A 22,931-nucleotide genomic window follows, 5' to 3' on the forward strand; every position below is an offset into this window, starting at 1 on the left:
TAGTATGGTATCAAAATATTTTAAACAAAGAAATTTAGTATAGAAATAAAACGTTTAACATGATAAAATATATGTGTGTGGTAGACATTAAGTTAAAAGGTAGGAGAGTTGATATGAAATACAATTTTGATGAAATAGTAGATAGGAGAAATACAGATTCAATTAAATGGGGAAATTTAAAAGAGACTTTTGGTGAGGAAGACATTTTGCCAATGTGGGTTGCGGATATGGATTTTAAAGCCCCTACTGAAGTTATAGAAGCATTTAAGGAAAGAGTCCAACATGGAGTATTTGGATATACATGGATACAAGATTCTTTTTACGATGCGATTATAAATTGGGTCAAAAGAAGGTTTAATTGGGATATAAAAAAAGAATGGATTTTATTTATTCCTGGAGTGATTCCAGGGCTTAGTATTGGAGTTAGAGAATTGACAAATGAAGGAGAAAAAGTTTTAATACAGCCGCCAGTATATCCACCATTTTATGAAGTTATCAACAATAATAACAGAGTTATAAATAAAAATCCTTTAAAACATAATGGGAAAAAGTTTGTTATGGATTATGAAGATTTGGAAAAAAAAATAGATGAAGAAACAAAATTAATGATACTTTGCAATCCTCATAATCCTGTCGGAAGGGTGTGGACAAAAGAAGAACTTGAAATATTAGGATATATATGTGTCAAAAATGATTTAACAATTATATGCGATGAGATACACAGTGATTTTATTCTAAAAGGTTATAAACATACACCTCTTGCGACAATTTCCAAAGAATTAGAACAAAGGACTATAACTCTTATGGCCCCCAGCAAAACTTTTAATATTCCGGGACTTGCTACAGCATTTGCCATCATTCCAAATCCAGATTTAAGAAATAAATATCAAAAGGCTATTAAAGCCTTGAGAATAGATAATATAACTATTTTTGGAGCTTTGGGATTAGAGACGGCATACAATAAAGGGGAAGAATGGTTGGAAGAGTTGCTAAGATATATTGAATATAATATAGATTTTGCTATAGATTATATCCATAAGAATATACCTGAGGTGGAAGTAGATAGACCAGAAGGCACGTACTTACTTTGGCTTAATTTTAAAAAATTAAATAAAACTTCTGATGAGATATACAAAGCTTTAATAGAAGTAGGTAAAGTAGCATTAAATGATGGAAGGCAATACGGAGAAGAAGGAGATGGATTTTTTAGGCTTAATGCAGGTTGTCCAAGAGCCATATTAGAAGAAGGTTTAAAAAGAATAGAAAAAGCAGTAAAAAGCTTATAAATTTAAGCGGGTCTATTAAAAGACCCGCTTTGTCGAAAAGAAGGGATATTTTATGAGTGACCTTATTTCAAAGGCTTGTGTACAAACCACCAGTCAAAAGCTTCAATTTCTTTTGATTTAATTTTTTCTTTTCTTTCATTTGCAGAAGCTTCATCAGTGGATGGTGGGACTATTACATGGTCTTTAATTAAGTAGTTGTTTGGCCATTTCTCAGGGAGTGCCACCCCGTATTGGTCTGCTGTTTGCAATGCTTTTAATGCTCTTAATATTTCATCTACATTTCTTCCAACTTCTTGTGGATAATACATTATAAGTCTTATTGTTCCTTTGTCGTCTACTATAAATACTGCTCTTACAGTATTGGTGCCTTTGCCTGGATGAATCATTCCTAACTGGTTAGAAACTTTTCCTAAGTCATCAGCAATGACTGGGAAAGGAATAGCTATGTTTGTGTTGTCCTTTATCCATTCTACCCATTTTATGTGTGAGAAAACCTGGTCAACTGATAGACCTATTAATTCAGTGTTTAATTCTTTAAAGTCATTAGCTTTCCTTGCAAATTCTACAAATTCTGTTGTGCAAACTGGTGTAAAGTCTGCTGGGTGGCTGAAAAGCACAAACCATTTTCCCGCATAATCCTCAGGCAGCCTCTTTACTCCTTGAGTTGTCACTACCTCCATAGATGGGAATTTTTCTCCTAACAATTTCATTCTAATTTCCTCCATTTCTTAAACCTCCTTAATTTTTTCATTACATTTTTTGCATATGCCATAAACATTTATGTCAACACTTTTAATTGCAAACCCTTTTAATTCTTCTACATTTATAATTTCCTCTGATACAGGAAAATCATATACGTTGCCACATATCTCACATTTAAAGTGTCCGTGAAAGTAAGTGTTTATATCATATCGCAATTCTTTTTCTTTCAAAGATAAAGCATTTACAACTCCATTTTCCATAAACAATTCTAATGTGTTGTAAACACTGGTTTTTGAAAGGGTTGGTATTTCGCTTATCAAGTATTGATAAATGTCATCAGCTGTTGGGTGTATTCTATTGTTTAAAAGGTATTCTAATACTTTTATCCTTATGGTAGAAGGCTTTATATCATGTCTCTTTAAATAATCTTTTAATTGCTCTATTGTATAAGTCATTTTCATTACTTCTTTCTCACGATTATTTTGCTGCGTAGTAGCATCTTTTGGGAGACATTATCAGATCCTCTTTTTTAAGTTCTTTTATAGCTTTATCTACTTCTTTTTTGTCTAAATTAGCTTTTTGTGCAATATCTCCTGGTCTTAAAGGTTCAGATGACTCTTTCAAAGTTTTTAGTACCAGTTCTTTTACCTCCATTTACCTCACCTCATTTGTATCAAATTTAATTTTGTATTAATTTCAATTTTATTATAATATTAATTTTTAGTTTTGTCAACAGTTTTTTGTTTTATTTTTTCCTTCATGAGGAGAAATTATTTAGAAATGAATTAGTAATCTTCAAAAAAACATTGACAATTTTAAAGGAAAAGTATATTATAGTAATAGAATGCATTCGGTTGCATAAAAGTTCTTGACATTTCTCCCCGATTTGATTAATTTTCAAAATTAATCAAATTCTTTTTAATGTGGGATGCATTCGATTGCATTTACTAAAAAATAGGAGAGGTTTTACAAATGTCCGAAATAAGATATGACCTTATAACTGGTAAAAGGGTGATTATAGCTACAGAGCGAGGTAAAAGACCTCATGATTTCAATGTAAACTATGAGGAAAAGAAAAATAATGCTTGTCCTTTTTGCCCAGGAAACGAAGAGATGACTCCTCCTACTTTAGTTGAAATTAAGGATAAAAAAGGGAACTGGTTAGTTAGAGGATTTGAAAATAAATTTGCAGCAGTGAATACAGATTTAAAGAGTTTTGAGGTACCATCCCTTTATAAAGCGGAATATGGCTATGGTGTAGCGGAAGTGATAGTAGAGTCACCAGAACACGATGTAACTTTTGGAAGTTTATCTTTAGGGCAAATGCAAAAAGTTTTTATGGCAATAATTGAGCGTTATAAAAAAATTGCTCAAGACGATAAAATAAAATACATTCAGGTGTTCAAAAATTTTGGAGCAAGAGGAGGAGCTTCCTTAGAACACGGGCATTGGCAGATTATAGCTACTTCTTTTATTCCAGATGTAGTAGAAAAAGAGGTAACAGGTATACAAGAATATATTAAGAAGAAGGGCAAATGTCCTTATTGTGAAATTGTCAAATGTGAAAAAGAAGAAGGTAAAAGGATAATAGGTGAAAATGAGAATTTCATTGTTATCGCTCCTTATGCATCTCAATATCCTTATGAGTCATGGATAATACCCAAAGAGCATCAAGAGCGATTTGAAGAGTTAAAAGAAGAAAATATTGCAAATTTGACCGAAATTTTGAAGCCTCTTATAGAAAAGTACGAGAGAGAATTTAACTTTCCGCCATATAATATTGTGGTTCATACAGTACCAATTTCTGATATAAGAAATTATCATTGGCATATTGAAATTATTCCAAGGCTTACTGTGGCAGCTGGTTTCGAGTTAGGGACAGGAGTTTATATAAATCCTGTGCCACCAGAATTGGCAGCATCAGTTTTAAGAATAGAATGAAATTCTATTGAAAGAAGTGGTCAAATGTATATTGGTAAAACCTTCAACTTTGAAGAAATACCTACAAAACTGAAAGATATAATTAAAAATATAGATAAAGACAATTTTAAAAAGTTTAGGTGGTTTCAGGAGAAGGCTTATAATATTTTAGATATATTTTTATTTGATTATGCAATATTGTCTAAAAAGGAAGCTGAGATTATAATTGCAGCTATTATAGCTTTTGTGGTGAAAGCTCCAACGAGTAAGAAAGAGATTACTTTGCTTTATTATGTGCCTTTAATTATAACTCCTTATTTTAGGAATAATGATTTAATAGATATTATTGAGAGTCCAAATTTAAAAGCTTTTATATACGATGGAATTGACGATATAAATTATGTTAAGTTTTTAAATAAAGCGTTAAGTGAAGAAACAGTTATAAAATTTGAGTCTGGTGCCCAATTAATTCCTTATAATCTTAAAAAAGACGATATATACAGTTCACGAAGGCTGAGCAATAAGTCCAGTAATAGTTTAACATTTTTACAAAAAGATGAAATAATAAAGACTTATAGAAAATTTGTAAAAGGAGTTAATCCTGACCTTGAAATGACTTTTGAACTTAAAAATGCAGGTTTTGGAAATGTTCAAGATATAAGAGGTTATTTTTTATATGAAGACAGTAGCGGAGATAGGTATACTGTTGCTATAATAGTGGAACACATTAAAAACATGGGAGACATGTGGCAATATACGCAAGAGTATCTGTCTTCTGTAATTTCTACTTTATCCGATTATGAGGAAATTGAAGAAAGTTACGTAGAAGGATACTTGAGCAATTACTTTGAAGAGGTAAGAGAGATAGCAAGGATAATTGCCGATATGCATATTAAATTGTCTTATATTGATAAAGAAGATTTTGCTAAAAGAAATGTGGAAATATCAGATGTTGAAGAAATAGTAAAAAATGTAAAAAATAATTTTACTAAACTCTTAAATTTTGTAAAATTGTCAACTTTTGATGAACAAATAACTTCAATGATAGAAGAGATTGTAAGGCAACAAGAGTTTTTAATGAGCAAATTAGAAGAATTTAAAAATACTGCTGTTTTTGGCAAATATATAAGATGTCATGGAGACCTGCACTTAGAGCAAATTTTAAAGACAGAAGAGGGATATGTGATAATAGATTTTGAAGGGGAACCGATAAAACCAATTGAGGTGAGGCGAAAAAATATCGCCATTAAAAGATGTGGCAGGCATGATACGCTCTTTTAGTTATGCTGCTTATGCTGCTTATTTTAATTATCTTAATGAAAAAAGTAAATTCCGGGATGAAAAAATAGAAAAAGCACTATTATGGTGGGAAAAAGCTGTCACAGAGACCTTTGTGGAAAACTATTTGGAATTGGTGACAAGGGAAGCACCAGACATTATACCAGAAGGTGAAAATTTCGATAAAGCTTTAGCTATTTTTAAATTAGATAAAGCTCTTTTTGAAGGAATTTATGAGGTAAATAATAGACCTTCTTGGTTTAGAATACCTTTAAAAGGTATTTTAGAGTGTATTGAAGATTTGAAATTAGAAAAACACGGATCGGAGGTAAACTATGGATAAGTTAAAAGTTACAATGTTTACAAATGAATACCCTCCTAATATTTACGGTGGAGCTGGTGTTCACGTAGATTATCTTGTTAGGGAACTGTCTAAACTGATGGAAGTAGACGTGAGATGCTTTGGTGACCAAGATTATACGGCTGATAATCTAAAAGTCCGTGGATATAAACAGTGGGATAAGTTAAAGGAAAATTCAGATCCAAGATATCAGAAAGTTTTGGGGCCTTTTTCCATTGATTTGGCAATGGTGAAGGATGAGATAGACTCAGATATTTTACACTGCCATACCTGGTATACTTTCATGGCGGGCTTTTTAGCTAAAAAATTGTATGATAAACCCCTTGTAGTTACAGTTCACAGCCTTGAGCCTTTAAGGCCATGGAAAGAGGAACAGTTAGGTAATGGATATAAATTAAGTTCTTGGATGGAAAGAACAGGGATTGAAGCCGCCGATAGGGTTATAGCAGTATCACAAGGTTCGAAAGAAGATATATTGAAGTATTACAATATTCCAGAAGAAAAAGTTGAAGTTATATATAACGGCATAGATTTGAACCAATACCAGAAAACAGATAGAAATATTGCTCGCCAAAAATATGGAATTGAGGGTAAATACATTCTCTTTGTAGGAAGAATATCAAGGCAAAAGGGCATTACTCATTTAATAGATGCAGTAAAGTATCTACCTAAGGATATAAAGGTTGTACTATGTGCTAGTTCTCCGGATACACAAGAGGTTTTAGAAGAAGTAGAGCAAAAAGTTAAACTTTACGACAATATTATTTGGATAAATAAAATGGTGGAAAAAGAAGAAATTATAGAGTTATACAGCAATGCGGAAGTTTTTGCATGCCCTTCTGTTTATGAGCCTTTTGGCATAATAAACTTAGAAGCAATGGCTTGTAAAACTCCTGTTGTGGCAAGTGCTACAGGAGGAATTAAAGAGGTTGTAGTTCATGAAGAGACAGGATTCCTTGTAGAACCAGGCAATCCTGAAGAATTAGCAAAATATATAAACATACTTTTAAATAACAAAGATTTAGCTATAAAATTTGGAGAAAATGGGAGAAAACGTGTTGAAGAGATGTTTAGTTGGGAAAGCATTGCTAAAAAAACTTATGAGATGTACAAGGATGTAATAGAAAAATATAAAAAATAAATGCGCTAAGGCAGGGGTGACAATTGCCCTGCTTTGTTTATTTGTGCTATAATAAATTTAAAAATAATGGATGGTGTGGCCATGGAAGGACAATCTTTTCTTTATAATGCAATAATAAATTATGGATATATAGCGCTTTTTATAGGGCTTATGATTGAAGGAACGGGAATGCCAGGCCCTGTAGAAATATTATTTTTTGCGGCAGCGTATTTAGTCACAAAAGGGGATATGAACCTTTTTTATGTTATAGTCATCGCTGCTTTAGGAAATGTGACAGGAAATGTGATAGCTTATTTGGTAGGCTATTATAAAGGTAGGCCTGTTGTTGAAAAATACGGTAAATATTTAAAAATAACAGTAAAAGACCTTGAAGCTATGGATAAATGGTTTGCTAAATATGGAGGATTTACGGTTTTATTAGGTAGGCTTGTAGGTCTTCCAAGGACGCCGGCTATTTGGGCTTCAGGTATAACCCGTATGAATTTTACTGTGTATGTGATATTTTCTGCTATTGCTGATTTTATATGGTCTACTTTTTGGGCAGTAGTGTCTTATCTTGCTGCAAAACAATTGATTAACATAAACTTTTTCGGAAAGAGTCAACCGACTTGGGTATATTTTGTTTCTACAGTAGGTTTCATGATATTTTTATATGTAGTTTGGAGGGTAGTCCTTTGGATGAAAGAAAGGTATCTAACGTAACTATTGAGAAGATAACAAGTGTTTCTGACCTTTTAGATATAGAGGATATATGGCATGAATTAGAGAATGTGGCGGAAATTTATCCTTTTAATACTTTTGAATGGGTGTTAAACTGGTGGAAACATTTTGGATATGGTAAAAAAATGTTGGTATTACTGGTTTATGAAGAAAATATGCCCATTGGAATTGCGCCTTTTATGATAACATATTTTGAAAAAGGACTTTTGGCAAGAAGGATAAAGTTTATAGGTTCTAATAACAGTGACTATCTTGATTTTATTGTGAGAAAAGGCTATGAAAACCAATTTTATATAAGTTTGGTAAATTTTTTGGAAAGATATATAGATGCTTTTACAGTTTTGGATTTGGAACATATTCCTGAAAAGAGTGAGTTTTTCCCCTATATAATGGGTAGTAACCTTTATTACGATTATGATGTGCAAGATGTATGTCCTTATGTGGAATTACCTCAAAGCTGGGAAGAATATTTAAATAGTTTAGATGGAAAATTTAGACGAAATCTCAATTATGAAATCAGAAGGTTTTTTAAGGAATATGACGGAAGTTTTTCAATGGTGAAGGATATAGAATCGATAGATAGAGCAATGGATAATTTAATAGTTCTTCATCAAAGGCGATGGAGACAAAGGCACATGCCTGGAGCTTTTTATTCTAAGAGGATAAGGGAGTTCCACAAGGATGTGGCGAAAGACATGTTATCAAAAGGAGAATTGAGTCTTTTTGAATTAAAAGACGGGGGAAAAACAGTTGCTAGTCTTTTAAGTTATCATGTAGGGGGTAAAAGGTATTATTATATAAGCGGTTATGACTTGGATTATAGCAAAAGAAGTGTTGGCACTATAACTTTAGGTCTTGCTATAAAGCAGTCTATTGAAGAAGGAGATAGAATATTTGACTTTTTAAGAGGAGATGAAGAGTACAAAAAAACTGGACTTCTTCAAAAAAGCGAAATATGCGATTTGTGGCGGCAAGGCCCACAATGGCAGGTAAATTTTTCTGCTACTACATAATTGCGGAAAACAAAATTATCAAAAAAATTAAAGACAGGTTTAGTGAATAGAACCTGTCTTTCCTATATTAAGAAGGTAAGAGGGTTTAGGGAGTCACAGGCTTAGCGTAAAAGAATTTAATAGGGTCACTGTATTTAGGCACTACTATTTTATCAGAAGTTTGTATATCTACTTTGATACCATAAAATCTTAAAGTATCTACTATTCCGCCTTTTAAATTAAGGGCTGCTTGTAATGTGTCAGGGTCTCCTATTGCTTTTATTACGTAAGGAGGAGCGTACCTTGTAGAGTTTATGTTTATTGTGGGGCCTACACATCGTATCTCAGACATTGCAATTATTCTTTGGTCATTTATAGCTATTGCTTCAGCACCACCCGCTTTCAATTCATTTACAATATTTAATAAATCTTCATCGTGGACTAAGTACAAATTAGGGTCTTCGCCGTCTCGAGGCTGTAAGTCGCTGTCATTTACCGTTACTATAACTCCTGGGCCTACCATATCTGTAAGTCCTGCTAAAATTTTATATTTTTCAACATCCTGCTGTAGATTTTTTAAAGCGGCATCATCTTTTGATGCAGCATCTTCGTACTCTTTAAATCTTTTAGTGAGTTCTTCTAATTGCTGTTCTAAATTTGCCTTTTCTTCTTGAGCTTTTTTGAGCTGCTGAGTAAGTTCTTCTAATCTTGCATAATTTGTAGCTGAAATAGAGGTAGGAGGTCTATTGCCGCCTTGTACAGTTTTAAATTGCATAGAAATCATGAGACCCATTGCAATAAATACAAGCATCAAGGATAAAGTTTGTAATGTCTTTCCTTTCAATTTCTCCACATCCTTTCTCTATATAAAAAGACGCATTCATCTTGCTTTTGGTTTCAGCTTATATACATTTCTATAAATAACTGTAACACTCTATAAATACTATAACACGGAAAATATTAAAATTTATTAAGAAATTATTAAGTTTTTATTACAAAAAGGTTACAAAAAACTCTGATACTTTTCATATCAGAGTTTCAGGAGAGTCTTCTTTTATTGCGTTTTCTATGGAGTTTTTAAGGGATAATATTTCCTCTAATTCTTTATTGTATTTATCTATTTTAAACATGGTACTTTTGTATATGCGTATATCTTCTTCGTTTTTTTGTATACATTTTTTAAGAGAGTTTTTTACGGTTTCAAAAAGCGCATCATAAGTGATGTAATTATGTATTTCAAGGTCGGAGATTGGAACTGCGATTAATTCCTCACTTTCTATTTTATAGTGATAAAAAATGTTGTCAGGTTTTAAAACTATTTTTTCATCTATGCTTTTATCGTAGATTATTATACCTTCTCCTATTTCAAAGGTTTTTCCGCTATAACTTCTAAGTTTTATATTTTCGACTCCTATGTATTTTTTTATTGCCAAAAGTATACTTTTTATTTCTGATATAGACTTTTCAAGCACTTCTTGCATTTTTTTACTTGCCATTTCTTTATCTTTTTCGCTTTTTATGAGTTCTTCCATCAAAGACTTTATTTCTTGTATATCTCCCATAAAATATCACCTCTTTCTTAATATTCCACAGAGAACTTATTTTAAACGTTGAATACATTAAATTATTAGAGGGAAAAATAGACTTGACTATTTTTTAAAGTTTGGTAGACTTTTATTAACGGAAAATTAATGTTGAAAAGGAGAAGATATTATGAGCAAAATATCTGTAATAGGATCTGGATTTGTCGGTGCTACTACTGCATACACACTGGCTTTGAGTGGTATTGCCAAAACTATTGTATTAATAGATATTAATAAAGACAAAGCGGAAGGTGATGCTCTTGATATAAGCCACGGTGTACCGTTTATTAGTCCAGTTGAAGTGTACGCGGGAGATTATGGTGATGCTGCAGGTTCTGACATAATAATTATTACAGCGGGAGCAGCACAAAAACCGGGGGAAACCAGACTTGACTTAGTGAAGAAAAACACAATGATTTTTAAAGACATAGTGGCAAAACTTATTAAAGTAAATGACACAGCAATATACCTTATAGTTACAAATCCTGTAGATATTCTTACATACGTTACCTATAAAATATCTGGTTTGCCATACGGAAGAGTGCTGGGGTCTGGCACAGTTCTTGACAGTGCGAGATTCAGATATCTTTTAAGCAAACATTGTAACATAGATCCGAGGAATATACACGGATATATAATTGGGGAGCATGGCGATTCTGAGCTTGCAGCTTGGAGCATTACAAACATAGCAGGCATACCAATTGATAATTATTGCAATTTATGTGGAAGAGTATGTGAAAAAGATTTTAGAGAGGAGATTTTTAATAATGTTGTAAGAGCCGCTTATACGATAATAGAAAAAAAGGGTGCGACATATTATGCGGTTGCTCTCGCAGTAAGAAGAATTGTGGAAGCTATTTTCAGAGATGAAAATTCCATTTTGACTGTGTCATCTCCGCTAACCGGCCAATATGGTGTTACAGATGTGGCTTTGAGCCTTCCCTCCGTTGTTGGACGAAATGGAATCGTGAATATACTTGAATTACCACTTTCACAGGAAGAAATTGCTGCTTTTAGAAGGTCAGCCGAAATTATAAAAAGTGTAATACAAGAGCTTGATATATAAGAGGGGAAACCCTCTTTTTTGCATATAAAAAGTCACAGTGTGAAAATATAATAATTAAAACAATGATTTTTTAGGATGTGATGGCTGTGCAAAAGATAACACAACAAGAGATTATACTAAGTTCTTTTGTTGAAGCTCAAAATTTGGAAAAAATATTATTGGACAAAGTGAGAGAATATGGGAAAGAAGTGATGGACAATCAAACAAAAGCATTGCTAAAACAAATTGAAATAATGGTCAAAAACCACAAAGAGGATATAAAGAAAGCAGAAAAAACTATGCATATTGGCTCGCTTTCCAAAAAGAACATGTCTCAAGAGCCTTTAGACATGCTTCAAGATTTACTAAAAAATTTAGTCAATATTCAGGCTTTTTACAACGAAAGTGTCGTAAATATAACTAATCCATATGTAAGGCAATTGTTTACTCAAATGAGGGATGATGTTATGAGATTTATTTCTATTCTTCAAATGGAGATTGAAAGTCTGGAATCGAAACCTTCTATTCCAAATAACACAGTTTTAAATACACCGGAGATGAGTTAACATGAAAGTGGCTATTATTGGCGCTGGTGTTTCAGGGCTGGCTGCGGCGATTACTTTTCAAAGATATGGTATTACACCAGATATTTTCGAAAAAAGTGCAAAATAGGTGAATTATTTAACCATGTTGCGGGGTTATTAAAAGTGATAAATAGGCCTATAAAGGATCCGCTTCATCATCTTAAAAATGTTTATGGAATAGAGGTTAAGCCAATTAACACAATTGACAAAATAGTTATGAAGGGGCCAACTGTAACGGCTTCTGTTACTGGGAGTAATCTTGGGTATATGATTTTAAGAGGGCAGGACGCAAACTCTCTTGAAAATCAATTGTATAATAAGTTAGAAATACCAGTTAATTTCAATATAGAAGCTGATTATAAAAAGTTAAAAAATAATTACGATTATGTCATTATTGCTACGGGAAGTTCGCAAATTCCAAAAGAATTGGGGTGTTGGCAAGAACTGGTGACGACCTGGGTGAGAGTTGCAAATGTATTAGGAAATTTTGATACAAAAACTCTTATAATGTTGATAAATACTTTATACACTAAGAGCGGCTATGTGTATTTGATTCCTTACAATGAAAAAAGAGCTGTTTTAGCTATGGTTATACCTTACATTTCAAAAGAAGAGCTGCAGTATTATTGGGATACCTTTCTAAAGGTAGAGAAAATGAATGTAGATATTGTCAATATGGTGGATTTGCAGCATACTTCGGGTAATTGTTTTCCACATCAATATGAAAACTTGCTTTTTGTTGGGAATGCAGGAGGGGCGATAGAGCCTTTTTTAGGATTTGGAACTTTTAACTCTATTATGAGTGGGGCAATAGCTGCTAAAAGCATAGCAGAGGGAATTGACTTTGAAAAAGAAATTAGTTTTTTGTCAAATGCTAATATAAAAATGTTGGAGTTTAGAAAAGCTTTAGACCTTATGGACAATGATAAATTGGACAAGTTTATAAAAATTCTTACTTTTCCTCCAGTGAAAAAACTTGTTTACAATACTAATTTCAATGCGATAAAATACGGTTCACTTTTTATGGAATATACAGTAAACAAGCTACACAATAAACCTTATGAACAAAGAAAGAAGGTATAAAAATGAGAGTGGCAATAATTGGAGCAGGAGTAGCAGGCCTATGTTGTGCATATACTCTCGAGAAATTAGGTATACCTTGTGACATTTACGAAAGAAAACATACAATTGGAAGTCTGTATTCTTATGGAGAATTGTTATTGCAGATTGTGCATAGACCTTATAAGGATCCTTTTAAGTTTATAGCTAAAGAGTTTGGAATTTTAATTGAGCCTTTGACTGAAGTAAAAAAGATAGTTATCAAATCTCCAAAGAGGAAAGCTTTCATTGAAGGTAAAAAACTTGGATATATTGTAAAAAAGGGGCAAGAGCAAGAAAGTGTAGAAAACCAATTGGCAAAAAAAATAAATGCAAAGATAAATTTTAATACTAATGCGGATTACAAGGAATTAGCCAAATCTTATGATTATGTGGTAGTTGCTACAGGAAATAGTATGATAGCAAAACAACTTACAGAAGTTGAAAATATAGTTTCTTCAAGGATCAAAGGAGGAATTGCTTTAGGAGATTTTGAGCCTCATACTGTGTACTTATGGCTTAACACAATGTACGCGAGGTCAGGGTTTGGATATCTTGTACCTCTTAGTCAAAATAAAGCGTCAATAATTCTTGTGGCTACTTATACGCAAAAAGAAGAGATTGAAAATATGTGGCACACCTTTTTGTATCAAGAAAAACTAAATTATGAGATGATAGAAACTTTTGAGACGGAATTAGACATAAGTATAACAGATAGACACCAAATAGACAATATATATCTAATAGGAAATGCAGGAGGTTTTTTAGATCCTTTTTTAGGATTTGGACTTTTAAACGCTGTAGAAAGTGCGGTTTATTCAGCTGAATCAATAAAACATGGCGAAGATTATGAGAAAAAAGTAAAGAAAATAACAGATAAAGTTGATAAACTTGTAGATTTTAGGAAGATGATGGATAGTATAAAAAATGAAGACTATGATAGAATAGTAAAAGTGATTGGAAATCCTATAGTTAAAAGAGTGATGTACAAAACTAATTTAGATATCATAAAATATTTACATTTTCTTATGAAAATAACAAACAGGACCCAGTAATTAAACTGGGCCTTAAATATTCCACAATTGAAGTCCTGTTGTTTCATCGTAGAATCTTTCCAAATTATTGTCCCCGTAATCTGTTATTACGAATTCTGCAGCAAATATTATTGTCCCTTCCATTAAATGACCGCCAAAAGCGTTTCCGTTTTTATCTGCTAATGTTATGTGGACATGAGCAAAGGGCTTGCCATCTTTTACGGAGATATTTCCTATGGCATTTAGTATTTCCATGTGTTCGTCTTTTGATATGTAGATGTAGTTTTTGCTTTGTGCATCATAGTAGCCAAATACTGCTTTTGATACAGCACCTATTATGCGTATTTCACCAGAACGTATATTTTCACTGGTGATGACTTTATTAATTTCTTCTAAAAGGTCTTTACCGTATGGAAATCTTCCCATGAACCTTCTTTCAATTAATACACTTTTATACCCCATAAAACCACATCCTTCTAATTTTTATTTTGTACACTATAATTATATCACAAAAAACTTGTTTCAGCATGGCATTTGCATAGTACAAAATTTTGACCCATGACCGGTTGTTACAAAAAGTTGTAATATGAACTTAAGAATAGTATAATTAATTATTAAGAAGGAAAGATTGGTAAGGTAAGTTAAGGCATAGAAATTAAAACTTGTAAGGAGAAAGATGTATGAGACCTTATGAAAAAGAAATACAAAGCATAAAAAATCAGATAATTCAAAAATATAAGCCAGAGGATATATACCTTTTTGGTTCATGTGCGAGAGGTATAATAACTAAAAGAAGTGACATAGATATATGTGTGATTATTGCTACGGATAATAAAAGAAAACTCATTCAGCAAATGCTCATAGAACTTGATTACACCGTTGACATAGATATAATAGTTTACACTCCGGAAGAATGGAAAAAGTACAAAAATGACCCTTCAACTTTCGCTTATTTAATTAAATCAAAAGGAGTGAGTTTGCTTGGTTGATTCTAAAAAAATTGAAGACTGGTTTAATATGGCTAAGAAAGATTTTAATGGTGCAAAAATTTTGTATGAACATGGTGGCGATTATTATCTTATATGCTTTCACTGTCAACAAGCTATAGAAAAATATTTAAAGGGTTATTTAATATCAAAAACGGGTGTAATTAATGAAGGACATAGTTTGGTAAAACTTTGTAAAGAAGCACAAAAATATAATGAGAATTTCAAAAATTTTCTTAAGGATTGTGCATTAGTAAACTCATATTACATTGAAACAAGATATCCTGCTGAAGAACCTCTTTATGTGGAGGAAGAAGAGGTTTTGGAATGCATGAGAATAACAGAAGAAATTATGAATTTTATAGATAAATTAGTACAAGAAAAGAACTAAAAAGGCGGTTTTCCCGCCTTTTTTATCATCTAAATAGAGCCACAAAGACAAGGGTTATTGTGCTTATGAGCTTTATGAGAACGTGCAGTGAAGGACCGGCTGTATCTTTAAATGGATCACCTACAGTGTCTCCTACAACTCCAGCTTTATGAGCTTCAGACTTTTTACCACCGTAATTGCCAAGTTCTATAAATTTCTTTGCGTTATCCCACGCACCGCCGCCGTTGTTTAAGAATAAAGCCAGTATTACACCTGAAATAGTACCTATCATTAAGAAAGCTGCTGCGGCTTCCTTACCGAGGATTACACCTACTAATATTGGTGTTACTACTACGATAAGTCCCGGAATCACCATTTCTTTTAAAGCGCCTTTAGTTACAATATCTACTGTTTTAGCATAGTCCGGCTTTGCAGTACCTTCCATTATGCCGGGAATTTCTCTAAATTGCCTTCTTACCTCCAGAATTACATATTGTGCCGCTTTACCAACAGCTCTTATTGCAGTTGAACTAAAGAGATATACAATCATTGCTCCTATAAATGCTCCTATGAAAACTTCGGGTTTTCCTATATCTACAGCAAACCAAGAATCAATGGGTTTACCTAATATCTTTTTGACTTCATCCAGATATGCTGAGAAAAGCAGGAAAGTTGCAAGAGCGGCTGAACCTACTGCGTATCCTTTTGTCAAAGCTTTTGTAGTGTTTCCACAAGCGTCTAACCTGTCTGTCACATGTCTTACTGACTCTGGTGCCCCTGACATTTCAGTAATTCCACCAGCATTGTCAGTAATAGGTCCAAATGTATCCATTGCAAGTATATAGGCGGTTGTTGATAGCATGCCCATTGTTGCAATAGCTGTGCCGTAAAGTCCAGAAGTCCCTATATGAGGAAGTGCTAATTCACCAAGTTTATAAGCTATAAATATTGCTGCAGATATAAATATAACTGGAAGGGCAGTAGATTCCATACCCACAGAAATACCTGTAATTATGTTTGTAGCAGCTCCCGTTGTGGAAGCTTTGGCAATTTCCTGTACAGGACGTTTATTTACAGAAGTATAATAGTCTGTCAAGAATACAAAGATGTAACTTAGTACAACACCTGTTACTACTGCACCATACAGTAACCAATAATTAACTTCACTGCCATCAGGCAAATGTCCAGAAAGCATTATTTTTACTGCAAAGAAAAGAGCAATTAAATTTACAATTGTAGTGACAAAGTAACCTTTATTTAAAGCTATCATTGGGTCTTTTGATTCATCTTTTGCATTGACGAAAAAGATGCCTATGATAGAGGCAATTATACCTATTGCACGAGCTACTAATGGGAAAAGTATTCCTTTCCACCCGAATACAGGATAAAGACCTACTCCTAATATCATAGCGCCAATATTTTCAGCAGCGGTTGATTCAAAGAGGTCAGCTCCTCTTCCTGCACAGTCTCCTACATTATCTCCAACAAGGTCAGCTATAACTGCAGGATTTCTAGGGTCATCTTCTGGAATTCCAGCTTCTACTTTACCCACAAGGTCAGCTCCTACATCGGCAGCTTTGGTATATATACCACCGCCTAGCTGGGCAAATAATGCTACGAAAGAAGCACCAAAACCAAAACCGACGATGAGAGAAGGAGCTTCTTTTATAAGCTCATCTTGTCCAGATAAACCACCATATGCCAAAAATAACGTAGCGACTCCAAAAAGAGACAATGCTGTTACTGCAAGACCTGTTACAGCTCCTCCTTTTAAAGCAATTTGGAGAGCCCTGTTAAGACCAGATTTTGCACCAGCAGCAGCCCTTACATTCGAATTTACCGCCATATACATTCCAATGTAACCCGACAGAGCTGAACAAAAAGCACCTGTAATAAAAGCGAGTCCTACATGCCATGCAAAACTTAACGCAGTACTTGTTCCTTCAGATAGATGTCCATAATAATTAGCTACAATAATTATTACAGCTACAATTAAGGCTAAAAACGCAATTGTTTTATATTGTCTGTTTAAAAAAGCCATAGCTCCTTCTTTTATAGCGTCTGAAATTTGCTGCATTTTTTCATCGCCTTTATCTTGTGCAAAGATAAATTTAATTAAACCAATTATAACGAGGGCTGCAATAATTATAACCCCGTAAATTAGAGCAAGATAGGAACCCAATTTATATCATCCCTTTCTTTATAATTTTGTCACTACTCATTAGTATTTCGACAAACTTTTAAAAATTCCTTCAATTATTTTTGAAATGTTTCTAATTTAAACGATATAAGTGAAATTAAGTGAAAGCACAAGAATCGCAAATAAATAGGACATACTATTGAAAAAATAGACATAATAATTTAAAATATAAGTATAAATAGTATAGCATTATTAATAAAATATAACATACTAATATAAAAAGGAGGAAAATTCTATGTCCAAAATAACTTTAACTGTGATTAAAGCAGATGTTGGTGGCTTTGTAGGGCATACAGACGTACATCCTGAACTTCTTGAAATCGCTAAGAAACATTTAAAAGAAAAAGGGAAAATGCTCATTGACTTTCATGTGACTAGAGTAGGAGATGACATTGAACTTATAATGACTCATAGAGAAGGAATAGATAACGAAGAAGTTCATAAACTTGCATGGGATGCACTTTGGTCTTGTGGTGAGAAAGCTAAAGAACTTAAATTGTACGGTGCAGGACAAGATTTGTTGAAAGATTCATTTTCAGGCAATATAAAGGGGCTAGGACCGGGAGTTGCAGAGATGGAAATTGAAGAAAGAAAAAGTGAGCCTGTCATAATTTTTATGGCTGATAAAACAGAGCCAGGAGCATGGAATTTACCACTTTACAAGATGTTTGCAGATCCTTTTAATACAGTAGGACTTGTAATTGACCCTAATATGCATCAAGGATTTAAATTTGAAGTTTATGATACGATTGGGCATAAAAAAATAATATTTGAAACTCCAGAAGATATTTATGATATGCTGGTCTTTATTGGAGCGACAGGACGATATTGCATACGAAGAGTGTATACAAAAAACAATGAAATTGCAGCAGTGTCTTCTACTCAAAGAATGAATTTTATGGCGGGGAAGTATATAGGAAAGGATGACCCTGTACTTATTGTGAGATGCCAAAATGGTCTTCCAGCAGTAGGCGAAGCGCTGGAACCTTTTGCTAATCCCTATCTTGTTGCTGGTTGGATGAGGGGGTCTCATAATGGACCTATTATACCTGTTTCATTGGAAGATGCTGTGCCTACCAGATTTGATGGGCCTCCAAGAGTATGCGCACTTGGTTTTCAATTAGCAGAGGGTAAGCTTATTGGCCCGCAGGACTTCTTTAAAGATGTTGCTTTTGACAATGCAAGGGAAAAAGCGTTAGAAATAGCCGATTACATAAGAAAGATGGGACCCTTTGAGCCTCACAGGTTGCCTTTAGAGGAATTGGAATACACTACCCTACCTCATGTTGTTGAAAAACTTCAAGGGAGATGGGAGGAATAATGAGGTGCAAATTGCGCCTCATTTTTACATTTTTTCAAGAAAGGATTTTTGAAAAGTTTATCGAATAAATATAATAAATATAAAAGATTGGACAATTTTATGTGACAACTATTTAATAATTTTGAATTGATATGTATTTGTTAGTGCTTTATTATTATTGTAAAGGATACGTAGGGAGGAAATAGTGATTTTTATGAAAACGTTAAATGAGAAGTTTTTTAAGTTAATGGACAAGGTCATTTTAATTTTGGTCATTTTGATAGCAGCATTGAGCATTTTTTTATATAAGCTTCAAAAGGTAGAAGAACCCATTTTTGCAAAAACGCCTCAATATCACTTTTACATGGTAGCCCAAAATTCTGTAGATCCTTTTTGGAAAGAAGTAAAAATTGGTGCCATGGATGCTGCAAAACGTTACAATGTTGCAATTGAATTTAATGCGCCAAAATTTAATAACATCCAAGAGGAACTTCAATATTTGGATATTGCTATACTGTCTAAAGTTGATGGTATAATAACTCATGTTTCAAACAGTAAAGAATTTGTAGACTTGATTGAAGAAGCCTATAAAGAAAGTATACCAGTAATTACAATAGAAAATGACGCGAAAGATAGCAAAAGACAGGCTTTTATAGGTACTAACAGTTTTCAATTAGGAGAAGAAGCAGGAAAACTTATGATTCAAGCTACTAAAGGGAAAGCCAACATTGCTATAATTGTCAGTAATGATTATCAATTGGACACTGTAAATCAAAATTTGAAAATCAATGGTTTTTTAGATGCCATAAAGGATTATCCTCAAATGAAAGTAGTAAAAGTTTACACTTCAAAATTAGGTACTTTAAGCGCAGAAGAGATTACTCAGTCAATTATAAGCAGTAAACAAAACATAAATGCCATTTACACTACAGATTCTGTGGATACCATTGGTACTGCACAAGTAATAGTTGATTTTAACAAGGTGGGAGACATAGCGATTGTAGGGTATGGAGATACAGCGGATATTTTAAGGTATATCGACAAGGGAATAATATACGGTACAGTTATGAGTGACCCTTACAGAATAGGATATGAAAGTGTAAAATCTATGGTGGAAATTAAAGAAAAAAATAATGTTTCTACATTTGTTGATATAGGAGTAAATGTTATTACCAAGGACAATGTCAAAGAATATTTCAAAAGAATACAATCAATAGAATAAGGTGATGGCATGAAAAAAGATATGTGGAGATTTACGGGCATAAGGCGAAAATTGATAGTTTATTACCTCATAATCACTATTTTAATGGGTATCACAAGTTTTTATTCGTATTATAATGCAAAGTCAGTTATAAATCGTTTAAAATCAATTTTTGTGGATTATATATACCTTAACAATTTAAATGCGGATGTAAACATGTTGGAAACAGAAGTGGAGAAGTATTTATCTACCAAATCTTCGGACGCCCTTTTAAATTATTATACCCTCTATAACAAACTTCAAGAACAAGCCTCCGCTATTTTAAATGAAAAAAACTATGACCAGGATGGTTTAATGTTAAAGGATATAGGGAATATGATTGAAAGCCTTTTGAATGAAACTGACGCAGCAATAAATGCTAAAAGAGGCAGGATAAGCAGCGAGTACATTGCACATTTTACGAGGTCCAATAAAATAAGTGAATATATAAAACTTTACATTAATAATCTTCTCAACAGTAAATTGCAAGAGGGCTCTTTAAAATATGCATCTATAACAAAAAACATGGAGTTTATAAGCTATTTGAATGTGTTTTTGATAATAGGTTCTATTCTTTTTAACATATTTCTTGCAATATTTTTTACCTATCGAATTACAAAACCTCTTATAGACCTTTCCCATTTGGCAGTGAGAGTTTCAAAAGGAGATTTTGATGTAAGACCGCTTTCTATAAAGACAAACGATGAGATAAATATACTTGCAGAAGCTTTTAATAAAATGGTAGTAAGCATAAAAAATTATATAGGGGAAATCAAAAATCAGGCAGAAGTAGAGAAAAAATTAAAAGAACAAGAGATGCAAAATCTCAAAATGAGAAATATTTTAAAAGAGGCAGAACTTAAGGCTTTGCAGTCTCAAATAAATCCACATTTTCTCTTTAATACCTTAAATGCAGCTGCACAATTAGCGATGATGGAAGGGGCAGATAAATCTTCGGAGTTTATAGAAAACGTTGCAAACCTATTTAGATATAATCTAAAAAAATTGGATACTACAGTTACTTTGCAAGACGAGATAAACAATGTAAAGACATATATGTACATTTTGAAAACGAGATTTGGCGACAGAGTAGATTTTAAAGTAGATGTAGACGAAGGGGTTTTAGATGTAGAAATGCCTTGTACAATAATTCAGCCTGTAGTTGAAAATGCTTTTATTCACGGATTAGAAGATACAGAAAAAGGAGGTTTTATTAAACTTACGGTAAAGAAGGATAATGATAAAGTTTTAATAGAGGTTATTGACAATGGGATAGGAATGAGTGAAGAAAAAGTAAGGGCAATATTATCAGCAGACAATGAGGATTTATCTAAAAGGCATGTTACGGGTATTGGCATGCACAATATCATAAACAGACTAAGACTTTTTTATAACACTTCTGCTATAGAAGATGTAATTGAGATAGATAGCAAAATAGGAGAAGGAACAAAAGTTACTTTAAAAATTCCTTTAATGAAGGGTGATAAAGAAAATGATTAAATTGTTTATTGCGGACGATGAGCAAATAGTTATAGATTCAATTAAATTTATCATAGAAAAGAATGATGTAAAAGCTGATATAATTGGTTTTGCTAAATCTGGAAGAGAAGCCATTGAAAAAGTGGAAATTTTAAAACCTGATGTAGTTTTTATGGATATAAAGATGCCAGGAATAGATGGAATTGAAGCCATAAAGCAAATTAAAGAAAGGCATAAGGACATAATTTTTGTTATTATTACCGCTTACGAGTATTTTAATTATGCAAAAGAGGCAATAGACCTTGGAGTGCTAGATTATCTATTAAAACCTCTTAATAGAAATAAAGTCGTAGAAACTATAAAGAAAGCTTCAGAAGTAATTGAAAAAAGAAGAGAGGCAATGTTAAAAGAGTTAGAGCTAAAGGAGAAACTCAATAAGATTATTCCTTATTTGGAAGGGCAATTTTTGCATACTATTCTTTTTAGTGGTATAACCTATGAGGACGTGTCCTTTTATGAAGATATATTTGGAATTAAATTGAAACGTGGTTATGCTATGGTAGTAACAGTGGAAGATGTTGACAACAATTTCAAAGATCAAAATCTAAAATTGAGCATAGAAAAACAAAATTTTTATGATTATTTTAAAACAATTGTAAAAAATATTAAAAAATGTTTGATAGGGCCATACTTTATTGACAAGTTATTTGTGTACTTTCCTGTGGAGGAGGGAGATTCATTTGAGATTAAAAATAATTCTATAGAAACAGCGCAGAAAATAATAGAAGCTATAAACCAAAAAGTGAAAATTCCTTACAGGATTGGAATGGGTAGAGTTTACAGTTTCGAGAATATTTTGAAGTCTTATTATGAAGCAGAAATGGCATTAAAAATGGCAAAAAATGAACTGATTGTACATTTTGATGATATTGCAATGCCACAAAATAGATTTAAGCCTTATCCTATTAATAAAGAAAGACTTTTTATTGATAGACTTATGACTGGGGACCTTCAAGGATCTTTCAGTATATTTAATGAAATTTACGAATGGATGGTTTTAGAATACCAAGAGGATGTAGATAAAATAAAGTCCAAACTTATAGAAATAATCGGTGTTATTAAAAGGAATCTTTCCTATTATGCTGAGGAGGAAAACTTTATTGAAAACCGAGAGCTGGAAGAAATTTTAAAAATAAACGATGTTGACAAAATAAAGTTTATATTTATCAATACTCTGAAAAATCTATTCGACAGCATAAAAACTATCAACAAAGAAAAAACGGATACCTTTATGGCCAAAATAACTAGATTTATAGAGGACAATTTCAATAAAGACATTACACTGGATGACGTTGCAAAAGAAGTCAATATGAGTTACCACTATTTTAGTAAATTTTTCAAAGTTCAAACTGGAAAAAATTTTATCGATTACTTGACAAATTTGAGAGTAACTAAAGCCAAAGAACTATTAGAGGATGAAACTGTAAGCATAAAAGAAGTGTGCTACAAGGTTGGCTACAGCGACCCAAATTATTTTAGCAAGATATTTAAAAAAGCTACAGGGATGACGCCTACAGAGTACAGATTGGCTATTTACAAAAAAGGGGTGTAG

The 22,931-nt window shown here is 32.7% G+C and carries 20 protein-coding genes and 3 pseudogenes; 16 read left to right on the plus strand and 7 right to left on the minus strand.

Annotation, left to right across the window (positions count from 1 at the left end):
- The first annotated feature begins 113 nt into the window (after positions 1 to 113).
- On the plus strand, positions 114 to 1,286 hold the full coding sequence (locus OEI98_RS01400; RefSeq protein WP_006569297.1) for a MalY/PatB family protein: 1,173 nt from the start codon (positions 114 to 116) through the stop codon (positions 1,284 to 1,286).
- A gap of 62 nt (positions 1,287 to 1,348) precedes the next feature.
- Here the strand turns inward: OEI98_RS01400 and OEI98_RS01405 are convergent, their stop codons facing one another.
- The 3 genes from OEI98_RS01405 to OEI98_RS01415 are packed head-to-tail and all read right to left on the minus strand — an operon-like array spanning position 1,349 to position 2,642.
- Positions 1,349 to 2,011 carry a peroxiredoxin gene (locus tag OEI98_RS01405; RefSeq protein ID WP_003867082.1) on the minus strand — a complete coding sequence of 221 codons (663 nt, stop codon included), beginning with the start codon at positions 2,009 to 2,011 and terminating at the stop codon, positions 1,349 to 1,351.
- A gap of 3 nt (positions 2,012 to 2,014) precedes the next feature.
- A complete protein-coding gene (locus OEI98_RS01410) occupies positions 2,015 to 2,449 on the minus strand; it encodes a Fur family transcriptional regulator (protein WP_323053754.1) in 435 nt (144 codons plus the stop codon).
- Positions 2,450 to 2,465: 16 nt separating this feature from the next.
- The gene (locus OEI98_RS01415; RefSeq protein WP_003867080.1) at positions 2,466 to 2,642 is read right to left on the minus strand and encodes a MarR family transcriptional regulator; all 177 of its coding nucleotides are present in this window, start codon (positions 2,640 to 2,642) and stop codon (positions 2,466 to 2,468) included.
- 318 nt (positions 2,643 to 2,960) lie between these two features.
- On the opposite strand from OEI98_RS01415, the gene galT reads away from it, so the two are divergent.
- From galT to OEI98_RS01445, 5 genes and pseudogenes are all read left to right on the plus strand, one after another.
- Positions 2,961 to 3,929 carry a galactose-1-phosphate uridylyltransferase gene (gene galT / locus OEI98_RS01420; protein WP_266039099.1) on the plus strand — a complete coding sequence of 323 codons (969 nt, stop codon included), beginning with the start codon at positions 2,961 to 2,963 and terminating at the stop codon, positions 3,927 to 3,929.
- 24 nt (positions 3,930 to 3,953) lie between these two features.
- A pseudogene (locus OEI98_RS01425) lies at positions 3,954 to 5,529 on the plus strand (hypothetical protein).
- Positions 5,522 to 6,688, plus strand: a complete 1,167-nt coding sequence (glgA, locus tag OEI98_RS01435) for a glycogen synthase (protein ID WP_266039103.1) — start codon at positions 5,522 to 5,524, stop codon at positions 6,686 to 6,688. Before OEI98_RS01425 ends, glgA begins: the two are co-directional and overlap by 8 nt.
- 81 nt (positions 6,689 to 6,769) lie before the next feature.
- Positions 6,770 to 7,390, plus strand: a complete 621-nt coding sequence (locus OEI98_RS01440) for a DedA family protein (RefSeq protein ID WP_266039104.1) — start codon at positions 6,770 to 6,772, stop codon at positions 7,388 to 7,390.
- A pseudogene (locus OEI98_RS01445) lies at positions 7,363 to 8,471 on the plus strand (GNAT family N-acetyltransferase). The gene OEI98_RS01440 and the pseudogene OEI98_RS01445 overlap by 28 nt, the downstream one beginning before the upstream one ends.
- 35 nt (positions 8,472 to 8,506) lie before the next feature.
- Here OEI98_RS01445 and OEI98_RS01450 read toward each other — a convergent pair.
- Both OEI98_RS01450 and OEI98_RS01455 read right to left on the minus strand, forming a co-directional pair.
- Positions 8,507 to 9,253, minus strand: a complete 747-nt coding sequence (locus OEI98_RS01450) for a DUF881 domain-containing protein (RefSeq protein WP_003869094.1) — start codon at positions 9,251 to 9,253, stop codon at positions 8,507 to 8,509.
- A 172-nt stretch (positions 9,254 to 9,425) separates the two neighbouring features.
- On the minus strand, positions 9,426 to 9,962 hold the full coding sequence (locus OEI98_RS01455; protein WP_004400263.1) for a hypothetical protein: 537 nt from the start codon (positions 9,960 to 9,962) through the stop codon (positions 9,426 to 9,428).
- A 151-nt stretch (positions 9,963 to 10,113) separates the two neighbouring features.
- Here OEI98_RS01455 and OEI98_RS01460 point away from each other — a divergent pair, with 151 nt between their 5' ends.
- The 4 genes and pseudogenes from OEI98_RS01460 to OEI98_RS01475 all read left to right on the plus strand — a co-directional run bounded on the left by OEI98_RS01460 (position 10,114) and on the right by OEI98_RS01475 (position 13,765).
- Positions 10,114 to 11,049, plus strand: coding sequence for an L-lactate dehydrogenase (locus OEI98_RS01460; protein WP_006569290.1), 936 nt, complete (start codon positions 10,114 to 10,116; stop codon positions 11,047 to 11,049).
- Positions 11,050 to 11,135: 86 nt separating this feature from the next.
- Complete coding sequence (locus tag OEI98_RS01465; RefSeq protein WP_019907263.1) at positions 11,136 to 11,594, plus strand: hypothetical protein; 459 nt, start codon at positions 11,136 to 11,138, stop codon at positions 11,592 to 11,594.
- A gap of 1 nt (position 11,595) precedes the next feature.
- Positions 11,596 to 12,695, plus strand: a pseudogene (locus tag OEI98_RS01470) (NAD(P)/FAD-dependent oxidoreductase).
- A 2-nt stretch (positions 12,696 to 12,697) separates the two neighbouring features.
- Positions 12,698 to 13,765, plus strand: a complete 1,068-nt coding sequence (locus OEI98_RS01475) for an NAD(P)/FAD-dependent oxidoreductase (protein ID WP_004400260.1) — start codon at positions 12,698 to 12,700, stop codon at positions 13,763 to 13,765.
- A 12-nt stretch (positions 13,766 to 13,777) separates the two neighbouring features.
- On the opposite strand, the gene OEI98_RS01480 is transcribed toward OEI98_RS01475, so the two are convergent.
- Complete coding sequence (locus tag OEI98_RS01480; protein ID WP_004400259.1) at positions 13,778 to 14,206, minus strand: PPC domain-containing DNA-binding protein; 429 nt, start codon at positions 14,204 to 14,206, stop codon at positions 13,778 to 13,780.
- Between the two features lie 218 nt (positions 14,207 to 14,424).
- Between OEI98_RS01480 and OEI98_RS01485 the strand changes: the two genes are divergently transcribed.
- Positions 14,425 to 14,733, plus strand: coding sequence for a nucleotidyltransferase domain-containing protein (locus OEI98_RS01485; RefSeq protein ID WP_006569288.1), 309 nt, complete (start codon positions 14,425 to 14,427; stop codon positions 14,731 to 14,733).
- Positions 14,726 to 15,121 carry a HEPN domain-containing protein gene (locus tag OEI98_RS01490; protein WP_006569287.1) on the plus strand — a complete coding sequence of 132 codons (396 nt, stop codon included), beginning with the start codon at positions 14,726 to 14,728 and terminating at the stop codon, positions 15,119 to 15,121. Before OEI98_RS01485 ends, OEI98_RS01490 begins: the two co-directional genes overlap by 8 nt.
- Before the next feature lie 25 nt (positions 15,122 to 15,146).
- On the opposite strand, the gene OEI98_RS01495 is transcribed toward OEI98_RS01490, so the two are convergent.
- The gene (locus OEI98_RS01495; RefSeq protein ID WP_003870801.1) at positions 15,147 to 17,282 is read right to left on the minus strand and encodes a sodium-translocating pyrophosphatase; all 2,136 of its coding nucleotides are present in this window, start codon (positions 17,280 to 17,282) and stop codon (positions 15,147 to 15,149) included.
- Between the two features lie 253 nt (positions 17,283 to 17,535).
- Between OEI98_RS01495 and fbp the strand changes: the two genes are divergently transcribed.
- The 4 genes from fbp to OEI98_RS01515 all read left to right on the plus strand — a co-directional run bounded on the left by fbp (position 17,536) and on the right by OEI98_RS01515 (position 22,931).
- A complete protein-coding gene (gene fbp / locus OEI98_RS01500; protein WP_266039116.1) occupies positions 17,536 to 18,621 on the plus strand; it encodes a fructose-1,6-bisphosphate aldolase/phosphatase in 1,086 nt (361 codons plus the stop codon).
- A gap of 193 nt (positions 18,622 to 18,814) precedes the next feature.
- The gene (locus OEI98_RS01505) at positions 18,815 to 19,822 is read left to right on the plus strand and encodes a substrate-binding domain-containing protein (protein ID WP_266039118.1); all 1,008 of its coding nucleotides are present in this window, start codon (positions 18,815 to 18,817) and stop codon (positions 19,820 to 19,822) included.
- Between the two features lie 9 nt (positions 19,823 to 19,831).
- On the plus strand, positions 19,832 to 21,340 hold the full coding sequence (locus tag OEI98_RS01510) for a sensor histidine kinase (RefSeq protein ID WP_003870804.1): 1,509 nt from the start codon (positions 19,832 to 19,834) through the stop codon (positions 21,338 to 21,340).
- A complete protein-coding gene (locus OEI98_RS01515; protein ID WP_266039121.1) occupies positions 21,333 to 22,931 on the plus strand; it encodes a response regulator transcription factor in 1,599 nt (532 codons plus the stop codon). The genes OEI98_RS01510 and OEI98_RS01515 overlap by 8 nt, the downstream gene beginning before the upstream one ends.

Origin of the sequence: Thermoanaerobacter sp. RKWS2 (assembly GCF_026240795.1) — a bacterium.
Lineage (GTDB): Bacteria > Bacillota > Thermoanaerobacteria > Thermoanaerobacterales > Thermoanaerobacteraceae > Thermoanaerobacter > Thermoanaerobacter ethanolicus.

Coding starts and splice junctions, on each gene's coding strand:
- OEI98_RS01480 (WP_004400259.1), bottom strand. CDS start 14,206: ATGGGGTATAAAAGTGTATTAATTGAAAGAAGGTTCATGGGAAGATTT.
- OEI98_RS01405 (WP_003867082.1), bottom strand. CDS start 2,011: ATGGAGGAAATTAGAATGAAATTGTTAGGAGAAAAATTCCCATCTATG.
- OEI98_RS01440 (WP_266039104.1), top strand. CDS start 6,770: ATGGAAGGACAATCTTTTCTTTATAATGCAATAATAAATTATGGATAT.
- OEI98_RS01415 (WP_003867080.1), bottom strand. CDS start 2,642: ATGGAGGTAAAAGAACTGGTACTAAAAACTTTGAAAGAGTCATCTGAA.
- OEI98_RS01485 (WP_006569288.1), top strand. CDS start 14,425: ATGAGACCTTATGAAAAAGAAATACAAAGCATAAAAAATCAGATAATT.
- OEI98_RS01515 (WP_266039121.1), top strand. CDS start 21,333: ATGATTAAATTGTTTATTGCGGACGATGAGCAAATAGTTATAGATTCA.
- OEI98_RS01475 (WP_004400260.1), top strand. CDS start 12,698: ATGAGAGTGGCAATAATTGGAGCAGGAGTAGCAGGCCTATGTTGTGCA.
- galT (WP_266039099.1), top strand. CDS start 2,961: ATGTCCGAAATAAGATATGACCTTATAACTGGTAAAAGGGTGATTATA.
- OEI98_RS01410 (WP_323053754.1), bottom strand. CDS start 2,449: ATGAAAATGACTTATACAATAGAGCAATTAAAAGATTATTTAAAGAGA.
- OEI98_RS01505 (WP_266039118.1), top strand. CDS start 18,815: ATGAAAACGTTAAATGAGAAGTTTTTTAAGTTAATGGACAAGGTCATT.
- glgA (WP_266039103.1), top strand. CDS start 5,522: ATGGATAAGTTAAAAGTTACAATGTTTACAAATGAATACCCTCCTAAT.
- OEI98_RS01510 (WP_003870804.1), top strand. CDS start 19,832: ATGAAAAAAGATATGTGGAGATTTACGGGCATAAGGCGAAAATTGATA.
- OEI98_RS01460 (WP_006569290.1), top strand. CDS start 10,114: ATGAGCAAAATATCTGTAATAGGATCTGGATTTGTCGGTGCTACTACT.
- OEI98_RS01400 (WP_006569297.1), top strand. CDS start 114: ATGAAATACAATTTTGATGAAATAGTAGATAGGAGAAATACAGATTCA.
- fbp (WP_266039116.1), top strand. CDS start 17,536: ATGTCCAAAATAACTTTAACTGTGATTAAAGCAGATGTTGGTGGCTTT.
- OEI98_RS01455 (WP_004400263.1), bottom strand. CDS start 9,962: ATGGGAGATATACAAGAAATAAAGTCTTTGATGGAAGAACTCATAAAA.